Source organism: Blautia sp. HCN-1074 (assembly GCF_037890165.1).
GTDB lineage: Bacteria > Bacillota > Clostridia > Lachnospirales > Lachnospiraceae > Blautia_A.
The window spans coordinates 141,784-160,482 of record NZ_JBBKBP010000007.1; the positions used below are offsets into that span (position 1 = coordinate 141,784).

The window sequence follows — 18,699 nt, forward strand, 5'->3', positions numbered from 1 at the left end:
TTATAGTGTTGATATTATAAAATCAGAGAACTTACATTGTAAATTTTTATAAAGAATAAGCAAAGGAGATATGAATTATGGCAAAAGAGATTACAACAGCAAATTTCGAGGCAGAAGTATTAAAATCAGAGAAACCAATTCTTATCGATTTTTGGGCAACATGGTGTGGACCATGCATGCGTCAGGGACCGGTTGTAGAAGAACTGGCAGAGGAAGGATACGCAGTTGGTAAAGTAGACGTAGACCAGAATATGGCACTTGCACAGCAGTTTCGTGTTGTGAGCATCCCGACACTGATTCTGTTCAAAGACGGTGCAGAAGCACAGCGTTTCGTTGGCCTTACTTCCAAAGAAGAACTGAAAAGTGCACTGGAAGGCTAAGGATTTATGAAGATTTTATTAGCGGCATGCAATGCCAAATATATTCATTCCAATCTCGCGGTTTATGATCTTCAGGCATATGCGGCGAAATATGCGGACCATATTATATTGAAGGAATATACTATTAATCAGCAGAAAGATGATATCATGCGTGATATTTATCTGGAGCATCCGGATGTGGTATGCGTGTCCTGTTATATCTGGAACATTTCTTTTGTAAAAGAACTGATGGCAGATCTGACGAAGATTCTTCCGGACGCCGACTTCTGGGTCGGCGGTCCGGAAGTTTCTTATGATGCAGAGAAATTTCTTGCAGAGAATCCGGAATTTACAGGTGTTATGGTCGGAGAAGGGGAGGAAACTTTCCTCGAACTTTCCGGACATTATATAGAACAGTCACCGGCAGATCTGAAAGATATAACAGGAGTCTGTTACAGGGACGGGGAAAAAATCGTACATAATGGATGGCGTCAGATTATGGGTCTTAGCAGTATTCCGTTTATTTACAAAGATCTGGCAGACTTTAAGAACAGGATCATTTACTATGAAAGCAGCAGAGGCTGTCCGTTTTCATGCAGTTATTGCCTTTCTTCCATAGATAAGAAGCTTCGCTTCAGAGACACAGAGATGGTGAAGAAAGAACTTCAGTTTTTTATAGACAATAAAGTTCCGCAGGTGAAGTTTGTAGACCGTACGTTTAACTGTAAGCATGACCACGCGATGGCAATCTGGAAGTATATCAATGAACATGATAATGGGGTAACAAACTTTCATTTCGAAATTTCTGCGGATTTATTGCGTGAAGAGGAATTACAGGAGATGTCCACTATGCGTCCGGGGCTGATTCAGCTGGAAATCGGAGTACAGTCCACAAACCCGGACACCATTAAGGCAATTCACAGAACTATGGATTTTGAAAAACTGAAGGGAATTGTGAACAGAATCCACAGTTTCGGAAATATTCATCAGCACCTGGATCTGATTGCAGGACTGCCTTATGAAGATTATGACAGCTTCAGGAAATCCTTTAATGACGTATATGCACTAAAACCTCAGCAGTTACAGCTTGGATTCCTCAAAGTACTGAAAGGCTCTCATATGATGGAAATGTGTCAGGAATATGAGATCGTATACAAAACACGCGAGCCATATGAGGTGCTTTCTACAAAATGGCTGGATTATGATCATGTATTAAAGCTGAAAAATGTGGAAAATATGGTGGAAGTGTACTATAATAGTGGTCAATTCCAGAATACATTAGAATATCTGGAAGGCTTTTTCCCGGATGCATTCTCTATTTATGAGGGACTTGGCAGATTTTACATGGAAAAAGGTTACGGAGATGTTTCTCATACAAGAATGCGCCGATATGAAATTCTGTTGGAATTTCTGGAAAATGTGCCGGAGATTTCTATGGATAAGGTGAAAGACCAGATGGTCTATGACCTGTATCTGAGAGAAAATTTAAAAAGCCGGCCGGGTTTTGCAAAAGACCAGAAACCTTTTGAGAGACAGATATGGGACTTCAGAAAACGGGAAAAAGTGGCAAAGAATGCACATGTGGAAGTATTTGCAGATGGAAAGGTGCTGCTGTTTGATTATGCAGACCGCGATCCGCTTACCAATAATGCGCATGTGGAAGATATAACTGAGAAAGTCAGCAGAATTTAAAGAGGTGAAGAAAAATGGGTATGTTTAATCCGAAGAACCGTAAAATAATTACCGCGATTATTGCAATCATTTTAGTACTTGCAATGGTAGTGCCGACAGTTCTGTCTCTACTTGTATAAGAATTTTTCAGGAGAAAATAAATGAGACTTGGACAGGCGGCAATGGAGGCTCTTAAGGCAGAGATAACAGGATGCCTGCAGCCGGGAGATGAGTTGGTAGTAGCATGTCCGGTTGCCTTAAAAGGAACCTCTGTCATTGCAGAAAATAAAAAAGATATATTGGCAGAACGCTTTTCAGCCGGATTTATCCGGAATTGTATTTCTTTGTGGGAAGAATACGGAGCGCAGAAAGAGGTGGAGGATCAGACTGTACCGAATGAACAGGATACTGATCAGATTGAAACTGGAAGCGCGCAAAGAGAGAAGAAAAGTATTGTCTGGAATATTGCACAGGAAGCAGGTGCCAGCGCATTATATGACATGGGCGAAGGCGGCTTCTTAAGTGCGCTCTGGAAGATGGCAGAAGCCTCAGAAGTAGGGCTGGAAGCAGACTTTCGAAAAGTTCCGGTCCGGCAGGAGACGATAGAGGTATGTGAAATTTTTGATCTGAATCCATACAAACTTCAGGCAGAAGGTTCCGTGCTGATCGGAATCCGGGGAGGCGAAGCTCTGGTGCAGAAACTTCGAAATGCAGGCTTTATGGCAGAGATTATCGGTCAGACAAATAATGGTAATGACAGGCTTCTGTACAGCGGCGGCAGTGCCCGTTACCTGGAACGTCCTGCTGAAGATGAGATATACCGTATATTGAAGAAATCTGTATAATGGATATAACTTTGCAACTGTAAAGATATAGAATATTAAGGTGATTTTCTGAGAATAGAAAATATAAGTATATCTAATAAATTAGATTAAAAGAGGAATGAAACAAAAATGGCAAAGTTAAATATTGTACTTCATGAGCCGGAGATTCCTGCAAATACAGGAAACATCGGCCGTACCTGTGTGGCAACAGGAACCAGACTTCATCTGATCGAGCCACTTGGCTTTTCTTTAAGTGAGAAAGCATTAAAGAGAGCCGGCATGGATTACTGGAAAGATCTGGATGTGACCACATATCTGGACTTCGAGGATTTCCTGGAGAAGAATCCCGGGGCAAAGATTTATTATGCAACGACAAAAGCACCGCAGACTTACACAGATGTTCATTATGAGGAAGACTGCTACATTATGTTTGGAAAAGAGAGTGCCGGAATCCCGGAGAATATTCTGGTAAACAATCAGGAAACATGCGTGAGAATCCCAATGATCGGAGACATCCGTTCCCTGAATCTGAGCAATTCTGTGGCAATCGTTCTGTACGAGGCATTACGTCAGAATAATTTTGATCATATGAATCTGGAAGGACATTTAAGAAATTACGACTGGAAATAAAAGATTGTTTTTCATTTCGTGTCGAGTAATTATAAAACAGACGGTTTGTAAAGAAACAGGAGGTGTTATATGCCAAATGCAACCAAAGCAGCACTGGAAGAATCTTTGAAAAGACTTCTTCTGAAGAAACCACTGGATAAGATTACAATCACTGATATCACTACAGACTGCGGAATCAGCCGTATGGCTTTTTACTATCATTTTAAAGATATTTATGATTTGGTAGAATGGTCTTGTGTTGAGGATGGAACGAAAGCACTTCAGGGCAAAAAAACGTATGATTCATGGACAGAAGGACTGACTCAGATTTTTGAGGCAGTACTGGAAAACAAACCGTTTATTATGAATGTTTACAGAAATGTAGACAGGGAGAGGATGGAACGTTATCTTTACCATCTTACATATGACCTGATCGTGGGTGTAGTGCAGGAAAAGAGTAAAGATCTGGATATCAGTGGAGAAGATAAGAAATTCATTGCGAACTTTTATAAATATGGATTTGTTGGTATCATGCTTGAGTGGATTCAGGAAGGCATGAAGGCGGATATAGAGGAACTGGTAAATAAGATGAGCCTTACTCTTCATAATACGGTGACAACCTCTATCCACAATTTTCAGAAAAATAGCGAAGAATGCTATTCGGAAATCGGTTAACTTCGAGGGTACTGAATAGTTGTAAAAACTTTACAAAAACCGCAGGGTGATAAAAAACTTATCATTCTGCGGTTTTTGTAAATTGAGAAAAGATATTTTTGCTGTTAATATACAGCCATAGCAACAAGAAAAAAGAAAATTCGGATGGATGAAATCCTTTAAATATGGGAAAAATATAAATCTGAAAGAACGTCCGAAAAAATCTGAGAAAGGTGGATGTGTATTATGAGTAAAAATAAAGGTTTAGGACTTGTATCCGCATTAGCAGTAGGAGCCGGCGTAGCAGCAGTGGTAGCAGGAAAGAAATATAAAACAACTGAGACAAAGAAAAAAGAAGAATATGATGCACTTCACAACACGAGTGAATACCGCAATACAGAGCGTGGAAAATATGAAAAAAACAGCAAGGGAATTTATTATTCCAATGGTAACTACGAAGCATTTGCGCATCCGAGAAAACCAGAAGGCGTAGATGATAAACATGCATATATCGTCGGAAGTGGTCTTGCTTCTCTTGCAGCAGCTTGTTTCCTGGTTCGTGACGGACAGATGCCTGGAAAAAATATCCACATTCTGGAAGCAATGGATATTGCAGGCGGTGCATGCGATGGTATCTTTGACCCGAGCAGAGGATATGTAATGCGTGGCGGACGTGAGATGGAAAATCATTTTGAATGCTTATGGGATCTTTTCAGAAGTATTCCATCTATCGAAACACCAGGTGTGTCTGTACTTGATGAATATTACTGGCTGAACAAAGAAGATCCGAACTATTCTCTTTGTCGTGCAACAAAAGAGAGAGGCAAGGATGCACATACAGATGGTAAATTTAACCTGAGTCAGAAAGGCTGCATGGAGATTATGAAGCTGTTTATGACAAAGGATGAAGACCTTTATGATAAGACAATCGAAGATGTATTTGATGATGAGGTATTTGATTCTACATTCTGGTTATACTGGAGAACTATGTTCGCATTTGAGAACTGGCACAGCGCACTGGAAATGAAACTGTATTTCCAGAGATTTATCCATCATATTTCCGGACTTCCGGATTTCAGTGCTCTTAAATTTACAAAATATAATCAGTATGAATCTCTGATTCTGCCAATGCAGAAATATCTGGAAGAAGCAGGTGTTGAATTCCAGTTCAATACAGAGGTTACAAACGTACTCTTTGAGTTTGAAGGCAATAAGAAGATTGCAAAAGCTATTGAGTGCAAGGTAAACGGCGTAGAAAAGGGAATTGTTCTTACAGAGAATGATCTTGTATTTGTGACAAACGGAAGCTGTACAGAGGGAACCATCTATGGCGATCAGAATCATGCACCGAACGGAGACGCAGAGGTTCGTACAAGCGGATGCTGGAGTCTCTGGAAAAATATCGCAAAACAGGATTCGTCCTTCGGACATCCTGAGAAATTCTGTTCTGATATTGCTAAGACAAACTGGGAGTCAGCAACAGTTACAACTCTGGATGATAAGATCATTCCGTATATCACAGATATTTGCAAACGTGACCCGAGAACTGGTAAGGTTGTTACAGGTGGTATTGTCAGCTGCCAGGATTCCAGCTGGTTATTAAGCTGGACGATCAACAGACAGGGACAGTTCAAAGATCAGGACAAAGATAAAGTCTGCGTATGGGTATATGGTCTGTTTACAGATGTACCTGGCGACTATGTCAAGAAACCGATGAAAGAGTGTACAGGTAAGGAAATCACAGAAGAGTGGCTGTATCACCTTGGTGTTCCGGTTGAGGATATCGAAGATCTGGCTGAGAACAGTGCAGTTTGTGTACCGACAATGATGCCTTATATCACTGCATTCTTTATGCCGAGAACAAAGGGTGACAGACCTGATGTTATTCCGGATGGCTGCGTAAACTTCGCATTCCTTGGACAGTTTGCTGAGACACCCAGAGATACTGTATTTACTACAGAATATTCTGTGAGAACTGCTATGGAAGCGGTATATGGTCTGCTTGGTGTTGACAGAGGTGTGCCGGAAGTATGGGGAAGCGTTTATGATATCAGAGAGTTACTGGACAGCAGTGTGAAGCTGATGGACGGTAAATCTCCACTGGAAATCGAACTTCCGGGACCGCTCAATGCATTGAAGAAACCGCTTCTGAAAGTGGTTAAGGGTACCGTAATCGAGAAGGTATTGAGGGATCATGATGTGATCAAAGATTATATGATGTAATCGCTTTTGAAGATCTGAATAATATATTAAATTATGAAAAGACTGTGGGGAAGCCTGCAGTCTTTTTTGAATAAGGGACGTGTAGAAAAATATATCTCTTCCGGCACGGCTGCGGGGGAAAGTAACTCTAAGCCTTTGGGAATTTGCTAAAAGCGTGTCAGAAAAATTCAAACTCGCCTGCGGCTCAGACAGTGAATTTTTCTGACACAACGCAAATTTCCAAAGACTAAGAGTTACTAATCCCCCTGTAGATGTGCCGGAAGAGATATATTTTTCTACACTGTTTAGTTCAAAGGACTAAAAATGAAAAGTGTACAGGAAAAATGAGTTGCATATTGAGAGGACAGATGATAATATATAATGAAATATAAAGAAAAAATAAGTATTAGCAAAAAAAAGTCTGAAAATACATGAGCTTTTATATGCGCATGATGTGTTGCAAGGATTGAGAAAGGAGGGTGTTTTATGGAACTGGAGGTTTATCGTAGATATTCGCAGATGGCAAGAGGTCTTGAGAAGGCGGAGCTGGTGTTTAAGAATGGGCGTGTGTTCAGTTCTGGTACGGGTGAGTTTATCGATGGTGATGTGGCTGTCGCGGATGGGATTGTGATTGGTGTTGGTACATATGAGGGGGAGACGGAGATTGATCTGGATGGGAAGGTGATCTGTCCGGGATTTATTGACAGTCATCTGCATCTGGAGTCCACTTTGGTGACACCGGGAGAGCTGGTACGTCAGGCGGCGCAGTGTGGAACTACTACATTTATTGTTGATCCGCATGAATCGGCGAATGTATCGGGTACGGATGGAATTGATTATATTCTGGATCAGACGGAGGAGGCACCGGCGAATGTGTATGTGATGATGCCGTCGTGTGTTCCGGCTACTCATGTGGATGATAATGGATGTCTGCTTACCGCGGGGAAGATGAAGGGATATCTGGATCATCCGAGGATTCTGGGACTTGGGGAAGTGATGGATGCACCATCAGTGATTAATGGAAGTATTGCCATGCATGAGAAGCTTCATCTGTTCCGGGACAGAGTGAAGGATGGTCATGCACCGTTTCTGGCGCCTGGTGATCTGGCGGCGTATGTGCTTGGTGGGATTGATACAGATCATGAGTGTGTGGATTATGAATATGCAATGGCTGAAGCGAGAAATGGTATGCAGGTGCTTATCCGTGAGGGAAGTGCGGCGCGGAATCTGGATGCGATTGTGAAGGGAATTGTGGAGCATCATACGGATACTTCCGGTTTTTGTTTCTGTACGGATGATAAGCATATTGAGGAAATCCGTAAAGAGGGGCATATTAATTATAATGTGAAGCGTGCGGTGCAACTGGGGCTTCCGGTTGAAAAGGCTTTGCAGATGGCAACGATACAGCCGGCAAGATGTTATGGGTTGTATCAGCTTGGTATGATCGCGCCCGGACGTCAGGCTGATTTTGTGATTCTGGATAATGTGACAGATCTGAATGTGGTAGATGTGTATCATTGTGGAAAGAAGATTATTAAGGATGAGAAAGCTGAAGTGAAACCATGTCCGCCACATTTGAAGAATACGGTTCATGTTTCGGGATTTAGTGAAGAACGTCTGAAACTGAAACATTCAGGAGAGAAGGCACATGTGATTCAGATGCTGGAGAAGCAGATCGTGACGAAAGATGTGGTGGAAGATGTTCCTTGGGTGGAAACAGATGGTGAGAGATATTTTACTTCAAATGAGGAATATCAGAAGATTGCTGTAATTGAAAGACACAAAAATACAGGAAAGATGGGCGTTGGCATTGTAAAGGGCTATGGAATCCATGGAGGTGCGATTGCCTCGAGTGTATCACATGATTCTCATAATATTATCGTAGTGGGAGACAATGATCACGATATGGCTCTTGCGGTGAAAGAGATGATACGGACTCAAGGTGGTTACACCTTGGTATGTAACGGAGAGATTTACGGAACTCTGCCGCTTCCAGTGATGGGACTTATGAGTGATGCGGGATATGAAAGTGTAAATGAAGCCCTGGCAAGAATGATTCCGAAAGCTCATGAGATGGGAGTAAAAGATGGATTTGATCCGTTTATTACACTGTCATTTATGGCATTGCCGGTTATTCCTGAAATAAGGATTACTCCGAGAGGCATTTATCTGGTAAATGAAGACAGGATGCTTAGAACTCCGTTTAGCTGAATGTCATATAAATCAAAATCTTATCGCTGACAGCGCTTTTCAAAGAGGTTTGACACGTGGCTGTTGAGGCGTGTTGAATAGCTGCGAAATGATTATAAATATAAAAATACCGTAGTGAGAGCAAAATAGCTTTCGTTACGGTATTTTGTATGTTTATTTTGTTTTTTCTAAGGTAAAGATAAATTCTGTTCCTACTCCTTCGGTGCTTATTACATCGATGTTCTGATTATGCGCATTGATGATTTCTTTGACAATAGAAAGTCCAAGTCCGGTACCTTTGCGGTCTTTTCCGCGGGAGGCATCAATCTTGTAGAAACGGTCCCAGATCTTGTTGAGACTTTCTTTCGGGATTCCTGTGCCATGGTCTTTAACTGATACAAAGACTTTGCCATTTTTGACAGTTGTTTCTATCTGGATAGAGGAATTGTCATTGCTGAATTTAATCGCATTGTCCAGAAGGTTGTAGAGAACCTGCTGAATCTGCTCCATATCAGCTTTGACATAGAGTTCATGTCCGGACAGAAGAAGTTCAAGCCGAATCTGGCGGTTTGTGCAGATTCCCTCAAAGGTAGCCGCGGTATTTTTGATTGTATCGTTGATATCGAAACGATGAATATGCATCATACGTTTCTTCATATCCAGTTCATTCAGAGTCAGAAGACTGCGGGTGAGTTTTTCCAGACGTTCGGACTCAAAGGCAATAATTTTCAGATAACGTTCCTGCATCTCATAAGGAATCGTTCCATCCAACATGGCGTTGACATAGCCCTTGATGGATGTGAGAGGAGAACGGAAATCATGGGAAACATTGGCGATGAATTTGCGCTGGTATTCGCCGTTTTTATTTAATTCATCCGACATATAGTTCAGGGTATTTGCCAGATAACCCATTTCATCTTCTGATGCAACATCAATTTTGTATTCAAGATTACCACCGGCATATTCGCTGGCACCTTTCATGATTTTCGTGAGAGGTTTGCGGATATAATGACTGTAAACCCAGAGCAGGAGACTGGTAGCTGCATAGCAGATAAGGAAAATAAACTGCATAATAAACAGGATGCTGCTTCGACTCTGATACAGGTTAGTCATTGCGTAGTGAATCGCAACGTATCCTTTTGTAGTCATATCTGAAGTAATGGGAGCTATGACACTAAGCTGGTCAGTATCAAAATAGCCATAAAATTTACCGACCTGATAATAGTTACTTCCCCATTTGGCAGCATCAAATTCGTCAAATGGAATCGGTTCATCGATAGCTATATTTTTACGTGTGCTGACAATGATTTCACCATTATTATTGATAATCCATAGTACTGCATCCTGAAAATCCGCGATTGCAGACAGATGTTCCTGAAGGCTGTCTACAGTAGCAGAGGAAATATTGTTTTTTACCGCTTCATTAGAGGCAATATTATGTGCCTCAGTATAAAGAGCGGCACTTAAGGAATGCTCGAAATGCCTTTCTACCATATAAGAGCCGCCCAGGGTTACGAGAAAAAATCCAAAAACTCCGATGAAGATATAGAACACCAGAAATTTTGTGGAGAGATGATGCTGTTTCATGGATTTTTTACCTCGAATTTATAGCCGATTCCCCATACAGTAGCAATAGCCCAGTGTGGGTTGTCTTTGATTTTTTCTCTCAGACGTTTGATATGAACGTCTACGGTACGGGTGTCGCCAATATATTCATAGCCCCAGATGTGATCCAGAAGCTGTTCGCGGGTAAATACCTGGTTTGGTGAGGATGCAAGGAAATAGAGAAGTTCCAGTTCCTTTGGAGGCATATCTACCTGATGTCCCATATAAGTGACTGCATAGTTTGTCAGATTAATGGTCAGGTCAGGATAGTTGACGCACTTTTCATTAGAAGAAACAACAGGCTGCTTTACCTGGAAGCGCCTCAGGACAGCGCGTACACGGGCAACCAGTTCTTTGGAATCAAATGGCTTGATCATGTAATCGTCTGCGCCAAGCTCCAGACCAAGGACTTTATCAAAAGTTTCGCCCTTGGCAGAGAGCATAATGATCGGCACATCAGAGGTGTGGCGGATCTCGCGGCATACCTGATAACCGTCGATTCCCGGAAGCATCAGATCCAGAATAATCAGATCCGGACGAAAGGAAGCAAATTCTTTCAATGCCTCTTCTCCGTCATTTACGATTTTTGTCTCAAAACATTCTTTAGTAAGATACAGGGCAATGAGCTCTGCGATATTATTATCATCATCAACGATAAGAATTTTCTGTTTGGAAACCATGGCAGTACCTCCTATTTCTTAAATTCTACGATTGTAACACCTGCATCGCCTTCGCCGAATTCACCGAGGCGGAAAGATTCCACGTGTTTCTGACGTTTGAGGTAATTGTGAACACCTTTTCTCAGGGCACCGGTTCCTTTTCCGTGAACGATACGGACGGATTTAAGATGTGCGATATAAGCATCATCCAGATATTTATCAAGTTCGGCAACGGCCTCATCTACTGTTTTTCCTAACAGGTTGATCTCTGTAGATACGTGGGCAGATTTAGACATACGGATCTTTCCGGCGCCTGTTCGCTGCATGGTCGGAGTTGTGATCTCTGCTTCGTCGATCAGTTCCAGATCAGAGATATGAACCTTGGAACGGATGATACCCATCTGTACAAAAAGGAAACCTTTATTGTCGGGACGGCTGCTGACTGTTCCCTTCAGGTTCATACTGAGAACTTTAACTGCATCACCAAGGGAGATGTCCTTGGCGGTAAGCTCTTTTTTAGGCTTCTTCGCAGCTGTTTTCTGGGACATGCCTTTCTCTGCTTTGTTCATACGTTTGCGCAGATCCTGACGTTCTTTTTCTACAGCAGAGAGATCCACATGGTCTTTCTGGAATTTATGGAACATTTTCATGGTCTTGTCTGCATATTCTTTGGCTTCACGGAGAACTGCATGAGCCTCCTCATTTGCCTGACGGATAATGCGGTCGCGCTGTTCGTTCAGCTTCTCCTGTTTGGATTCCATCTCGGATTTCAGGGAAGCAACTTCTTTCTTGTACTGCTCAATTTCACGACGCTCATTTTCGATAGTCACACGACTGCTCTCCAGAGAACTGAGGACATCCTCAAAGGATTCGTCCTGTTCACTGATCTGTTCTTTGGCCTTGTCGATGATGTAGTCTGGAAGACCAAGCTTGGAGGAAATGGCAAATGCGTTACTCTTTCCTGGAACACCGATCAGCAGACGGTAAGTCGGGCGGAGTGTTTCAACATCAAATTCACAGCAGGCATTTTCCACACCTGGAGTGGAGAGTGCATATACCTTCAACTCACTATAGTGGGTGGTCGCCATGGTACGGATGCCCTGTTCGTGAAGATGGGAAAGGATTGCGATGGCAAGTGCCGCACCTTCTGTCGGGTCAGTACCGGCTCCGAGCTCATCGAAAAGGACGAGGGAGTGGCGGTTTGCTTTCTTAAGGAAAGAAACTACGTTGGTCATATGTGAGGAGAAAGTACTTAATGATTGTTCAATACTCTGCTCATCACCGATATCTGCGTAAACCTCCTCAAACAGTGCCAGCTCAGAACGGTCCAGTGTCGGAATGTGAAGTCCGGACTGTCCCATCAGGGTCAGAAGTCCGACCGTCTTTAAGGATACTGTTTTACCACCGGTATTCGGACCGGTGACAACAAGCAGATCGAAATCATCACCAAGACGGATATCAATCGGAACGGCCTTCTTTTTATCAATGAGAGGATGGCGTGCCTGTTTCAGACGGATCCGGCCTTCATCGTTGAAGATTGGTTCGGTGGCATTCATATCCATTGCCAGGGAAGCTCTGGCGAAAATTACGTCAAGCTGTACCATGATATTCAGGTCAGCGCGGATAGAGTCTGTCTGCTCTGCAGTCTGCTGGCTTAAGTTGGAGAGAATCACTTCGATTTCTTTCTGTTCTTCCATTTCCAGTTCGCGAATATCATTATTTAATTTTACAATGGCCATAGGCTCGATAAATAAAGTAGAACCGGTAGAGGACTGGTCGTGTACCATACCGGGAACCTGTCCCTTGTATTCTGCCTTGACCGGGATACAGTAACGGCCATTTCTCATGGTGATAACGGAATCCTGCAGGTAATTGCGTGCGCTTCCGTTGACGAGAGAAGAAAGCTGTGTATGGATTCTGTCTCCGGTAAGTTTCATATTTCGACGAATCTGACGGAGATTACTGCTTGCGTCATCGCTGATTTCGTCCTCTGAGAGGATACATCTGCGGATTTCTGTTGTGAGTGGCGTCAGTGGCTCCAGTGCCTCGAACATTCCATCCAGAGAGTCAGGGAGGGAATCTCCACGTTCACTTCTGGAGTAAGCTTTGACACGATTGGTATTTTCCAGCAGGCTGCAGATTGCAAGAAGCTCACCGATTCCAAGGGAACTTCCGATTTCCAGACGTTTCAGAGAGCCACGCACGTCCTTTACGCTTCCGAAGGAGATGTTTCCCTTCTGGAAGAGACGGGTCAGGGCATCTTTGGTCTGAGTCTGCATATGACGAATCTCATCAATATCTGTAGATGGCTCTGTCTTTCGGCAGATATCCTTTCCCATGGAAGAGTAAGCTTTATCTGTCAGCATATTGATGATCTTATAATATTCAAGTGCTTTATATGCTTTTTGATTCATTGTTGATTTAAATCTCCTGATTTTTTATAACATTTTATTTTTATACGACCGAAAAAAGGCGGATATCTGTTTTCGGTGATTTGTAATAGTGGGAGTATTTTAGACGTTTTTTGGGTATCGCTAAAATACCGTTCTTATTATATATGATTTTTGTAAGTATGAAAAGTGAAAAATAGGTTAGTACTTACCTCGTTTCCTAAATGAAGATATGACGATACTTATGGGAACCAAAAAAATGGGAACATTTTCAGCTTGTCGTCACGCCGATACACCGCCTTAAAGTGTAAAAAATAATAGTTTTTATAAAAAAATAAAAAAAATTCAAAAAAACTATTGACACTTTATATAGTTTTTGGTATAGTACCAATTGTCGCAACAATAAGTAAAACTTATGAGAGAAAAATGAAATGCGATATGCGGAAGTGTCGGAACTGGCAGACGAGCAAGACTAAGGATCTTGTGAGCATTGCGCTCGTGTGGGTTCAAGTCCCATCTTCCGCATGTGAAACCTTGTATCTTAACTGATACAAGGTTTTTTTATGCCATTTATCAGGGTCAAAAGACTTTTTGCCCCTAACATCATAATATAAAATTACTTATAGTATATTCATAAAAAATTCATATCTCTTTGGTAAAATAACACGTAGATTTGTTAGTCCTGACAGATGGAAGCAATCGGAGATGTTATTTGTGTACTGGACCTGAGTGGAGTGCAACAGGAGAATGAATTTTATGAGACAGGACATTGAGAGAAATAAGAATAAACAAGAATATCAGTTTATGCAGGAAACCATAAAGAAACGACCGACAGAACGAAGAAGTATGGCACACAGACTGCTGGCAGTTGCCGGCTGCGGAATTCTTTTTGGCGGATGTGCAGCAGTTACATTTGCAGAAGTGTTTCCTGTCCTGGCAGATAAAGAAGAGAATGCACAGCAGAAAATAGAACTGACAGAAACACAGACAATGGAGAAAACAGAAGCAGTATCAGAAGAACAGACAGTAGAGAGTGAAGATACGGCAGATGAATCTCAAGAGAGAGAAAAAGGCCCATTGGCTCTTTATGAAGATACATATAAAGAGGTGTTAAAAATCTCCCAGAAAGCCCAGAAGTCATTGGTAACTGTTCGTGGAATTTCCAAGGAAGAGGATTTGCTGAATAATTCTTATATGCAACAGGGCGATTCGGAAGGCCTGATTTTTCTGGAAACAGATACACAGTTTTATATCCTTACCTATGAGGAAGAACTGGAGAACTTGCATGAATTGCAGATTACTTTTGCAGATGGCTCTACCGTTTCCGGTGAGTTATGTAAGGGTGATGCGGATACAGGTCTGGCTGTTGCAACAGTAAAGAAAAGCCAGCTTAATGACAGTACGAGAGAGGAAATCGTAGTATCTGATCTGACGGATATTGACAGTCCAAAGCAGAGTGATATGGTAATCGCAATCGGAAGCCCGGCAGGTGACGATGATGCGGTCGTTTATGGAATGGTTACTTCTATATCGGAGAAGCTGATGGCTGCTGATACGGAATATGAAGTACTGGCTACGGACATGCAGGGAAGTGAAGACGGAAGTGGTATTCTTCTGGATACTTCTGGAAATGTGGCAGGTATGATTCTCAAAGAAAGTGAGAGTGATGGAGCGAATATTCATGCACTTTCCGCCGAACAGATTCTTCCGCTGGTAGAGAGACTGGCTAATAACGAGAAAGTCAGATACACAGGAATTTATGGCACACAGATTAATCAGGCACAGTGCAGCCAGCTGAAAATCAATCATGGACTATATGTGGAACGCACAGAAACAGATTCACCGGCAATGAAAGCCGGGATTCAGTGCGGTGATATCATCAGCAAGATTGATGGAAATGAAATAGAGAGTATGCAGTCCTATTATACATATCTGCAGACAAAGAAAGCAGGAGAAAAGGTTACAGTAACGGTCCTGCGGAAAAGTTCCAATGGAAATTATATGGAAAAGGATTACAAAATAGCAGTTACTGAGAAATAGTTCAGGAGAGTCTGGTTGAGTATGAGAATTCACAAATAAGTGAATGGAATGATCTCAGAAATGAACTGCTGAAAATTATAGGATAGATAGAGAGGCAGATTTTATGCGTTTTTTAAATGAATTACATGAGGGAGACAGAATCAACGGAATTTATCTGTGCAAGCAGAAACAGTCCGCTGTAACGAAGAACGGAAAACCATATGAAAATATTATTCTTCAGGATAAGACCGGAGTTATGGATGGTAAGATATGGGATCCGAATTCTCTGGGAATTGATGATTTTGATGCACTGGATTACATTGATGTTGTGGGAGATGTGACCAGTTTTGCAGGTGCTATGCAGCTAAATATCAAGCGTGTACGTAAAGCAGCCGAGGATGAATATAATCCTGCAGATTATCTTCCGGTAAGCGAGAACAGCACAGACGATATGTACAGCCAGCTGAAAGCATTTATTGACAGTGTGGAGAATGTTTATCTTTCTGCGCTTCTGAAGAAATTATTTGTGGAAGACGAAGAATTTATCAAAGCATTCGAGGGACATTCCGCAGCCAAAACCGTACATCATGGATTTATCGGTGGTCTGATGGAACACACGCTGGGAGTGACCAGACTTTGTGATTATATGTCAAAGGCATATCCGGTCATTAACAGAGATTTATTGATTACTGCTTCCCTTCTCCATGATATCGGAAAGACGAAAGAGTTATCTTCCTTTCCATTAAATGATTATACAGATGAAGGCCAGCTTCTGGGACATATTTATATCGGAGCACAGATGATTCATGACCTTGCAAGTCAGATTCCGGAATTTCCGGAAGTGCTTAAGAATGAGCTGATCCACTGTATTCTGGCTCATCACGGAGAACTGGAATATGGTTCACCGAAGAAACCTGCACTGGTAGAAGCGGTAGCTCTGAATCTTGCAGATAATACAGATGCAAGGATGGAAACCATCACAGAGATTTTTGCAGCAGATAAAGGAAAGAAAGACTGGCTTGGATTTAACAGACTTTTTGACTCAAATTTAAGAAGAACTAAAGAGGTGTAATCTTTATGGAATTTCGTAAGAACGATCTTGTTACGTTAGAGATAGAAGATTGCGGAATTGACGGTGAAGGTATCGGAAAAGCCGATGGCTTCACCGTTTTTGTCAAGGACGCAGTAATCGGGGATACAGTAACAGCGAAGATTATTAAGGCAAAGAAAAACTATGGATATGGCCGTCTGATGGAGGTAGTGAAACCATCACCTTACAGGGTCGAGCCGAAATGTGCATTTGCCCGTCAGTGTGGCGGATGCCAGCTTCAGGCGCTTTCATATGATCAGCAACTGGAATTTAAAACAAATAAAGTAAAAGGACATCTGGAGAGAATCGGAGGCTTTACCGATATTCCGATGGAGCCGATCATTGGAATGGACGAGCTGTTCCATTACAGAAACAAGGCACAGTTTCCTGTAGGAAGAAATAAAGAAGGAAAGATCGTCACAGGTTTCTATGCGGGAAGAACTCATAACATTATCGAAAACCGTGACTGTGCACTGGGGGTGTCTGAGAATAAAGAGGTACTTGACCGTGTGATCAGCCATATGGAAAAGTATGGAATTGAGCCATATAATGAGGCAACCGGCAAGGGACTGGTGAGACATATTTTGATTCGTTATGGGTATTTTACGAAAGAAGTGATGGTCTGTCTGATTCTGAACGGAAATAAACTTACGAAAGAGGATATTCTGGTGGAATCTCTGCGTGAAATTCCGGGAATGACAAGTATTACGATTAATGTGAATAAGAAACGCAGCAATGTAATCCTCGGTGAAGAAATCCGTCTGCTCTGGGGACAGGAATATATTACGGATAAGATCGGAGATATTTCTTATCAGATTTCTCCTCTGTCATTTTATCAGGTAAATCCGAGACAGACACAGAAACTCTATGCAAAAGCACTGGAATATGCGGATCTTCACGGAGAGGAAACTGTCTGGGATCTGTACTGTGGAATTGGAACGATTTCCCTGTTCCTCGCACAGAGAGCGAAATTCGTCCGCGGCGTAGAAATCGTGCCGGCGGCAATTGAAAATGCAAAAGAGAACGCGAAACTTAACGGGCTGGAGAATACAGAATTCTTTGTAGGCAAAGCGGAAGAAGTACTGCCGAGAGAATATAAGAAAAATGGCGTTTATGCAGATGTTATAGTAGTAGATCCGCCGAGAAAAGGATGCGATGAGACTCTGCTGGAGACAATGATAGAGATGAACCCGGAGAGGATTGTGTATGTAAGTTGTGACAGTGCTACACTGGCCAGGGATTTGAAGTATTTATGCGGGAGAGGGTATGAACTTAAAAAGGTCTGCCCAGTTGATCAATTTGGTATGACCGTCCATGTAGAGACGGTTGTTCTTTTGTCCCAACAGAAACCAGATGACACAATAGAGATCGAATAAATCGAGTTGCTTAAAAAAGCCAGTGTTTATGCGGGTTTCAGCGATTTCGATTAGTCTTTTGATAACAAATTGATAACAGTCATAGCAAGTGCCATTATTCTTGTTATCCAGTGGTTTATGGGTAACGGAACAATTAACAGGTGGCTTGCAGACTAAAGTTCGGAGCTTGGCTCTGAACAAATTCCATATTATAAACTAAGCCCTTAGCTGTGGTTAATAACCATAGTTAAGGGCTTTTTTGTCGTTGCCAAAGCATCTGTAGGGAGCTGCCAGTGGCAGGTCCTGTAGGTGCTTATTTATCTTTCAAGTGGTCTTTGAATGCTTCCACGAGAGCGTCACTTAATTCCTGTGATGGAACTTTTGCCCAACGCTGTGTGGTGTCGAACTCTGGATAATGGTAACGCCAGTTATCGTATTCTTCTCTGTTGATTTCTTCGGAAGATAGCTTGTCTGCCTGTTCTTTCCAAGCATACAGCATTTTGAGGAGTTCATATGCTTCTCTGCCTTTGTCCTTGTTGACCTTTAAGCATACCTCTCCGTCTGCTTCACTGACAGTAAGACCGTAAATATCTTCAAGGGTAAACAGAGTGTGCATAAGACCGATATAGCTGTCTATGTCAGGAACATCAAGAGCCTGTGGAGAAACATCAAGCACCTGTGCCAATGCATTTGTAAGGTCTGCTTTCGGTTTGCGTGTACCAGTTTCGTACTGTGCCAAACGCACATCAGCACTCTTTTCTGGAAAACCGATTGCTGTACCGAGATACTTTTGTGTCATACCACGCATTAGTCTGAAAAAATGTATTCTTTCGCTGATAGCCATAATGATACGCTCCTTTTATATTTAGTGAAATAAGTATAGCAGAAATGTTTAGTGGAAGTCAAGAAAAACCGAAACAAAAATGTTTAATATTTTCTTTGCAACCACTTGACAATAGCAAATATGTTTAGTAAAATAAATTACGAATTAAACAAATATGCTTAATGCGACAACTGAATGACCGTCCGAAAAGCCAAACCGCCAAGACCTCGTCGGAGCAAGTTCCGTATC

The 18,699-nt window shown here is 42.0% G+C and carries 14 protein-coding genes and 1 tRNA gene; 11 read left to right on the plus strand and 4 right to left on the minus strand.

Features of this window, described 5'->3' with window-relative positions; translation table 11 throughout:
- Nucleotides 1-77 precede the first annotated feature (77 nt).
- From trxA to ade, 7 genes are all read left to right on the plus strand, one after another.
- The gene (gene trxA, locus WKT11_RS08420) at nucleotides 78-380 is read left to right on the plus strand and encodes a thioredoxin (protein WP_118247220.1); all 303 of its coding nucleotides are present in this window, start codon (nucleotides 78-80) and stop codon (nucleotides 378-380) included.
- 6 nt (nucleotides 381-386) lie between these two features.
- On the plus strand, nucleotides 387-2,051 hold the full coding sequence (locus WKT11_RS08425) for a B12-binding domain-containing radical SAM protein (protein WP_118629060.1): 1,665 nt from the start codon (nucleotides 387-389) through the stop codon (nucleotides 2,049-2,051).
- 140 nt (nucleotides 2,052-2,191) lie between these two features.
- Nucleotides 2,192-2,875 carry an AIR synthase-related protein gene (locus WKT11_RS08430; RefSeq protein WP_118247218.1) on the plus strand — a complete coding sequence of 228 codons (684 nt, stop codon included), beginning with the start codon at nucleotides 2,192-2,194 and terminating at the stop codon, nucleotides 2,873-2,875.
- A 108-nt stretch (nucleotides 2,876-2,983) separates the two neighbouring features.
- On the plus strand, nucleotides 2,984-3,484 hold the full coding sequence (locus WKT11_RS08435; RefSeq protein WP_117675858.1) for a tRNA (cytidine(34)-2'-O)-methyltransferase: 501 nt from the start codon (nucleotides 2,984-2,986) through the stop codon (nucleotides 3,482-3,484).
- Between the two features lie 69 nt (nucleotides 3,485-3,553).
- Nucleotides 3,554-4,138: a TetR/AcrR family transcriptional regulator gene (locus tag WKT11_RS08440; protein WP_118247217.1), complete on the plus strand. Its 585-nt coding sequence runs from the start codon at nucleotides 3,554-3,556 to the stop codon at nucleotides 4,136-4,138.
- A gap of 225 nt (nucleotides 4,139-4,363) precedes the next feature.
- Entirely contained in the window at nucleotides 4,364-6,340 is a 1,977-nt protein-coding gene (locus WKT11_RS08445) for an oleate hydratase (protein WP_178760957.1), read from the plus strand.
- 465 nt (nucleotides 6,341-6,805) lie between these two features.
- Complete coding sequence (gene ade, locus WKT11_RS08450; protein WP_118247216.1) at nucleotides 6,806-8,530, plus strand: adenine deaminase; 1,725 nt, start codon at nucleotides 6,806-6,808, stop codon at nucleotides 8,528-8,530.
- A gap of 153 nt (nucleotides 8,531-8,683) precedes the next feature.
- Here the strand turns inward: ade and WKT11_RS08455 are convergent, their stop codons facing one another.
- From WKT11_RS08455 to WKT11_RS08465, 3 genes are read right to left on the minus strand one after another with little or no spacing between them, the layout of a single operon-like run.
- A complete protein-coding gene (locus tag WKT11_RS08455; RefSeq protein ID WP_340283769.1) occupies nucleotides 8,684-10,096 on the minus strand; it encodes a sensor histidine kinase in 1,413 nt (470 codons plus the stop codon).
- Entirely contained in the window at nucleotides 10,093-10,794 is a 702-nt protein-coding gene (locus WKT11_RS08460) for a response regulator transcription factor (RefSeq protein WP_117675866.1), read from the minus strand. The genes WKT11_RS08455 and WKT11_RS08460 overlap by 4 nt, the downstream gene beginning before the upstream one ends.
- Before the next feature lie 11 nt (nucleotides 10,795-10,805).
- A complete protein-coding gene (locus WKT11_RS08465) occupies nucleotides 10,806-13,187 on the minus strand; it encodes an endonuclease MutS2 (RefSeq protein WP_340283771.1) in 2,382 nt (793 codons plus the stop codon).
- A gap of 416 nt (nucleotides 13,188-13,603) precedes the next feature.
- Here WKT11_RS08465 and WKT11_RS08470 point away from each other — a divergent pair.
- From WKT11_RS08470 to rlmD, 4 genes are all read left to right on the plus strand, one after another.
- A tRNA-Leu gene (locus WKT11_RS08470) sits at nucleotides 13,604-13,688 on the plus strand.
- A gap of 231 nt (nucleotides 13,689-13,919) precedes the next feature.
- Nucleotides 13,920-15,203, plus strand: a complete 1,284-nt coding sequence (locus WKT11_RS08475; protein ID WP_340283773.1) for a S1C family serine protease — start codon at nucleotides 13,920-13,922, stop codon at nucleotides 15,201-15,203.
- A 103-nt stretch (nucleotides 15,204-15,306) separates the two neighbouring features.
- A complete protein-coding gene (locus WKT11_RS08480; RefSeq protein ID WP_117675872.1) occupies nucleotides 15,307-16,254 on the plus strand; it encodes a 3'-5' exoribonuclease YhaM family protein in 948 nt (315 codons plus the stop codon).
- 5 nt (nucleotides 16,255-16,259) lie between these two features.
- Complete coding sequence (gene rlmD, locus WKT11_RS08485) at nucleotides 16,260-17,648, plus strand: 23S rRNA (uracil(1939)-C(5))-methyltransferase RlmD (RefSeq protein WP_340283776.1); 1,389 nt, start codon at nucleotides 16,260-16,262, stop codon at nucleotides 17,646-17,648.
- A gap of 292 nt (nucleotides 17,649-17,940) precedes the next feature.
- Here the strand turns inward: rlmD and WKT11_RS08490 are convergent, their stop codons facing one another.
- Nucleotides 17,941-18,471, minus strand: a complete 531-nt coding sequence (locus tag WKT11_RS08490; RefSeq protein ID WP_009247529.1) for a helix-turn-helix domain-containing protein — start codon at nucleotides 18,469-18,471, stop codon at nucleotides 17,941-17,943.
- Nucleotides 18,472-18,699 lie beyond the last annotated feature (228 nt).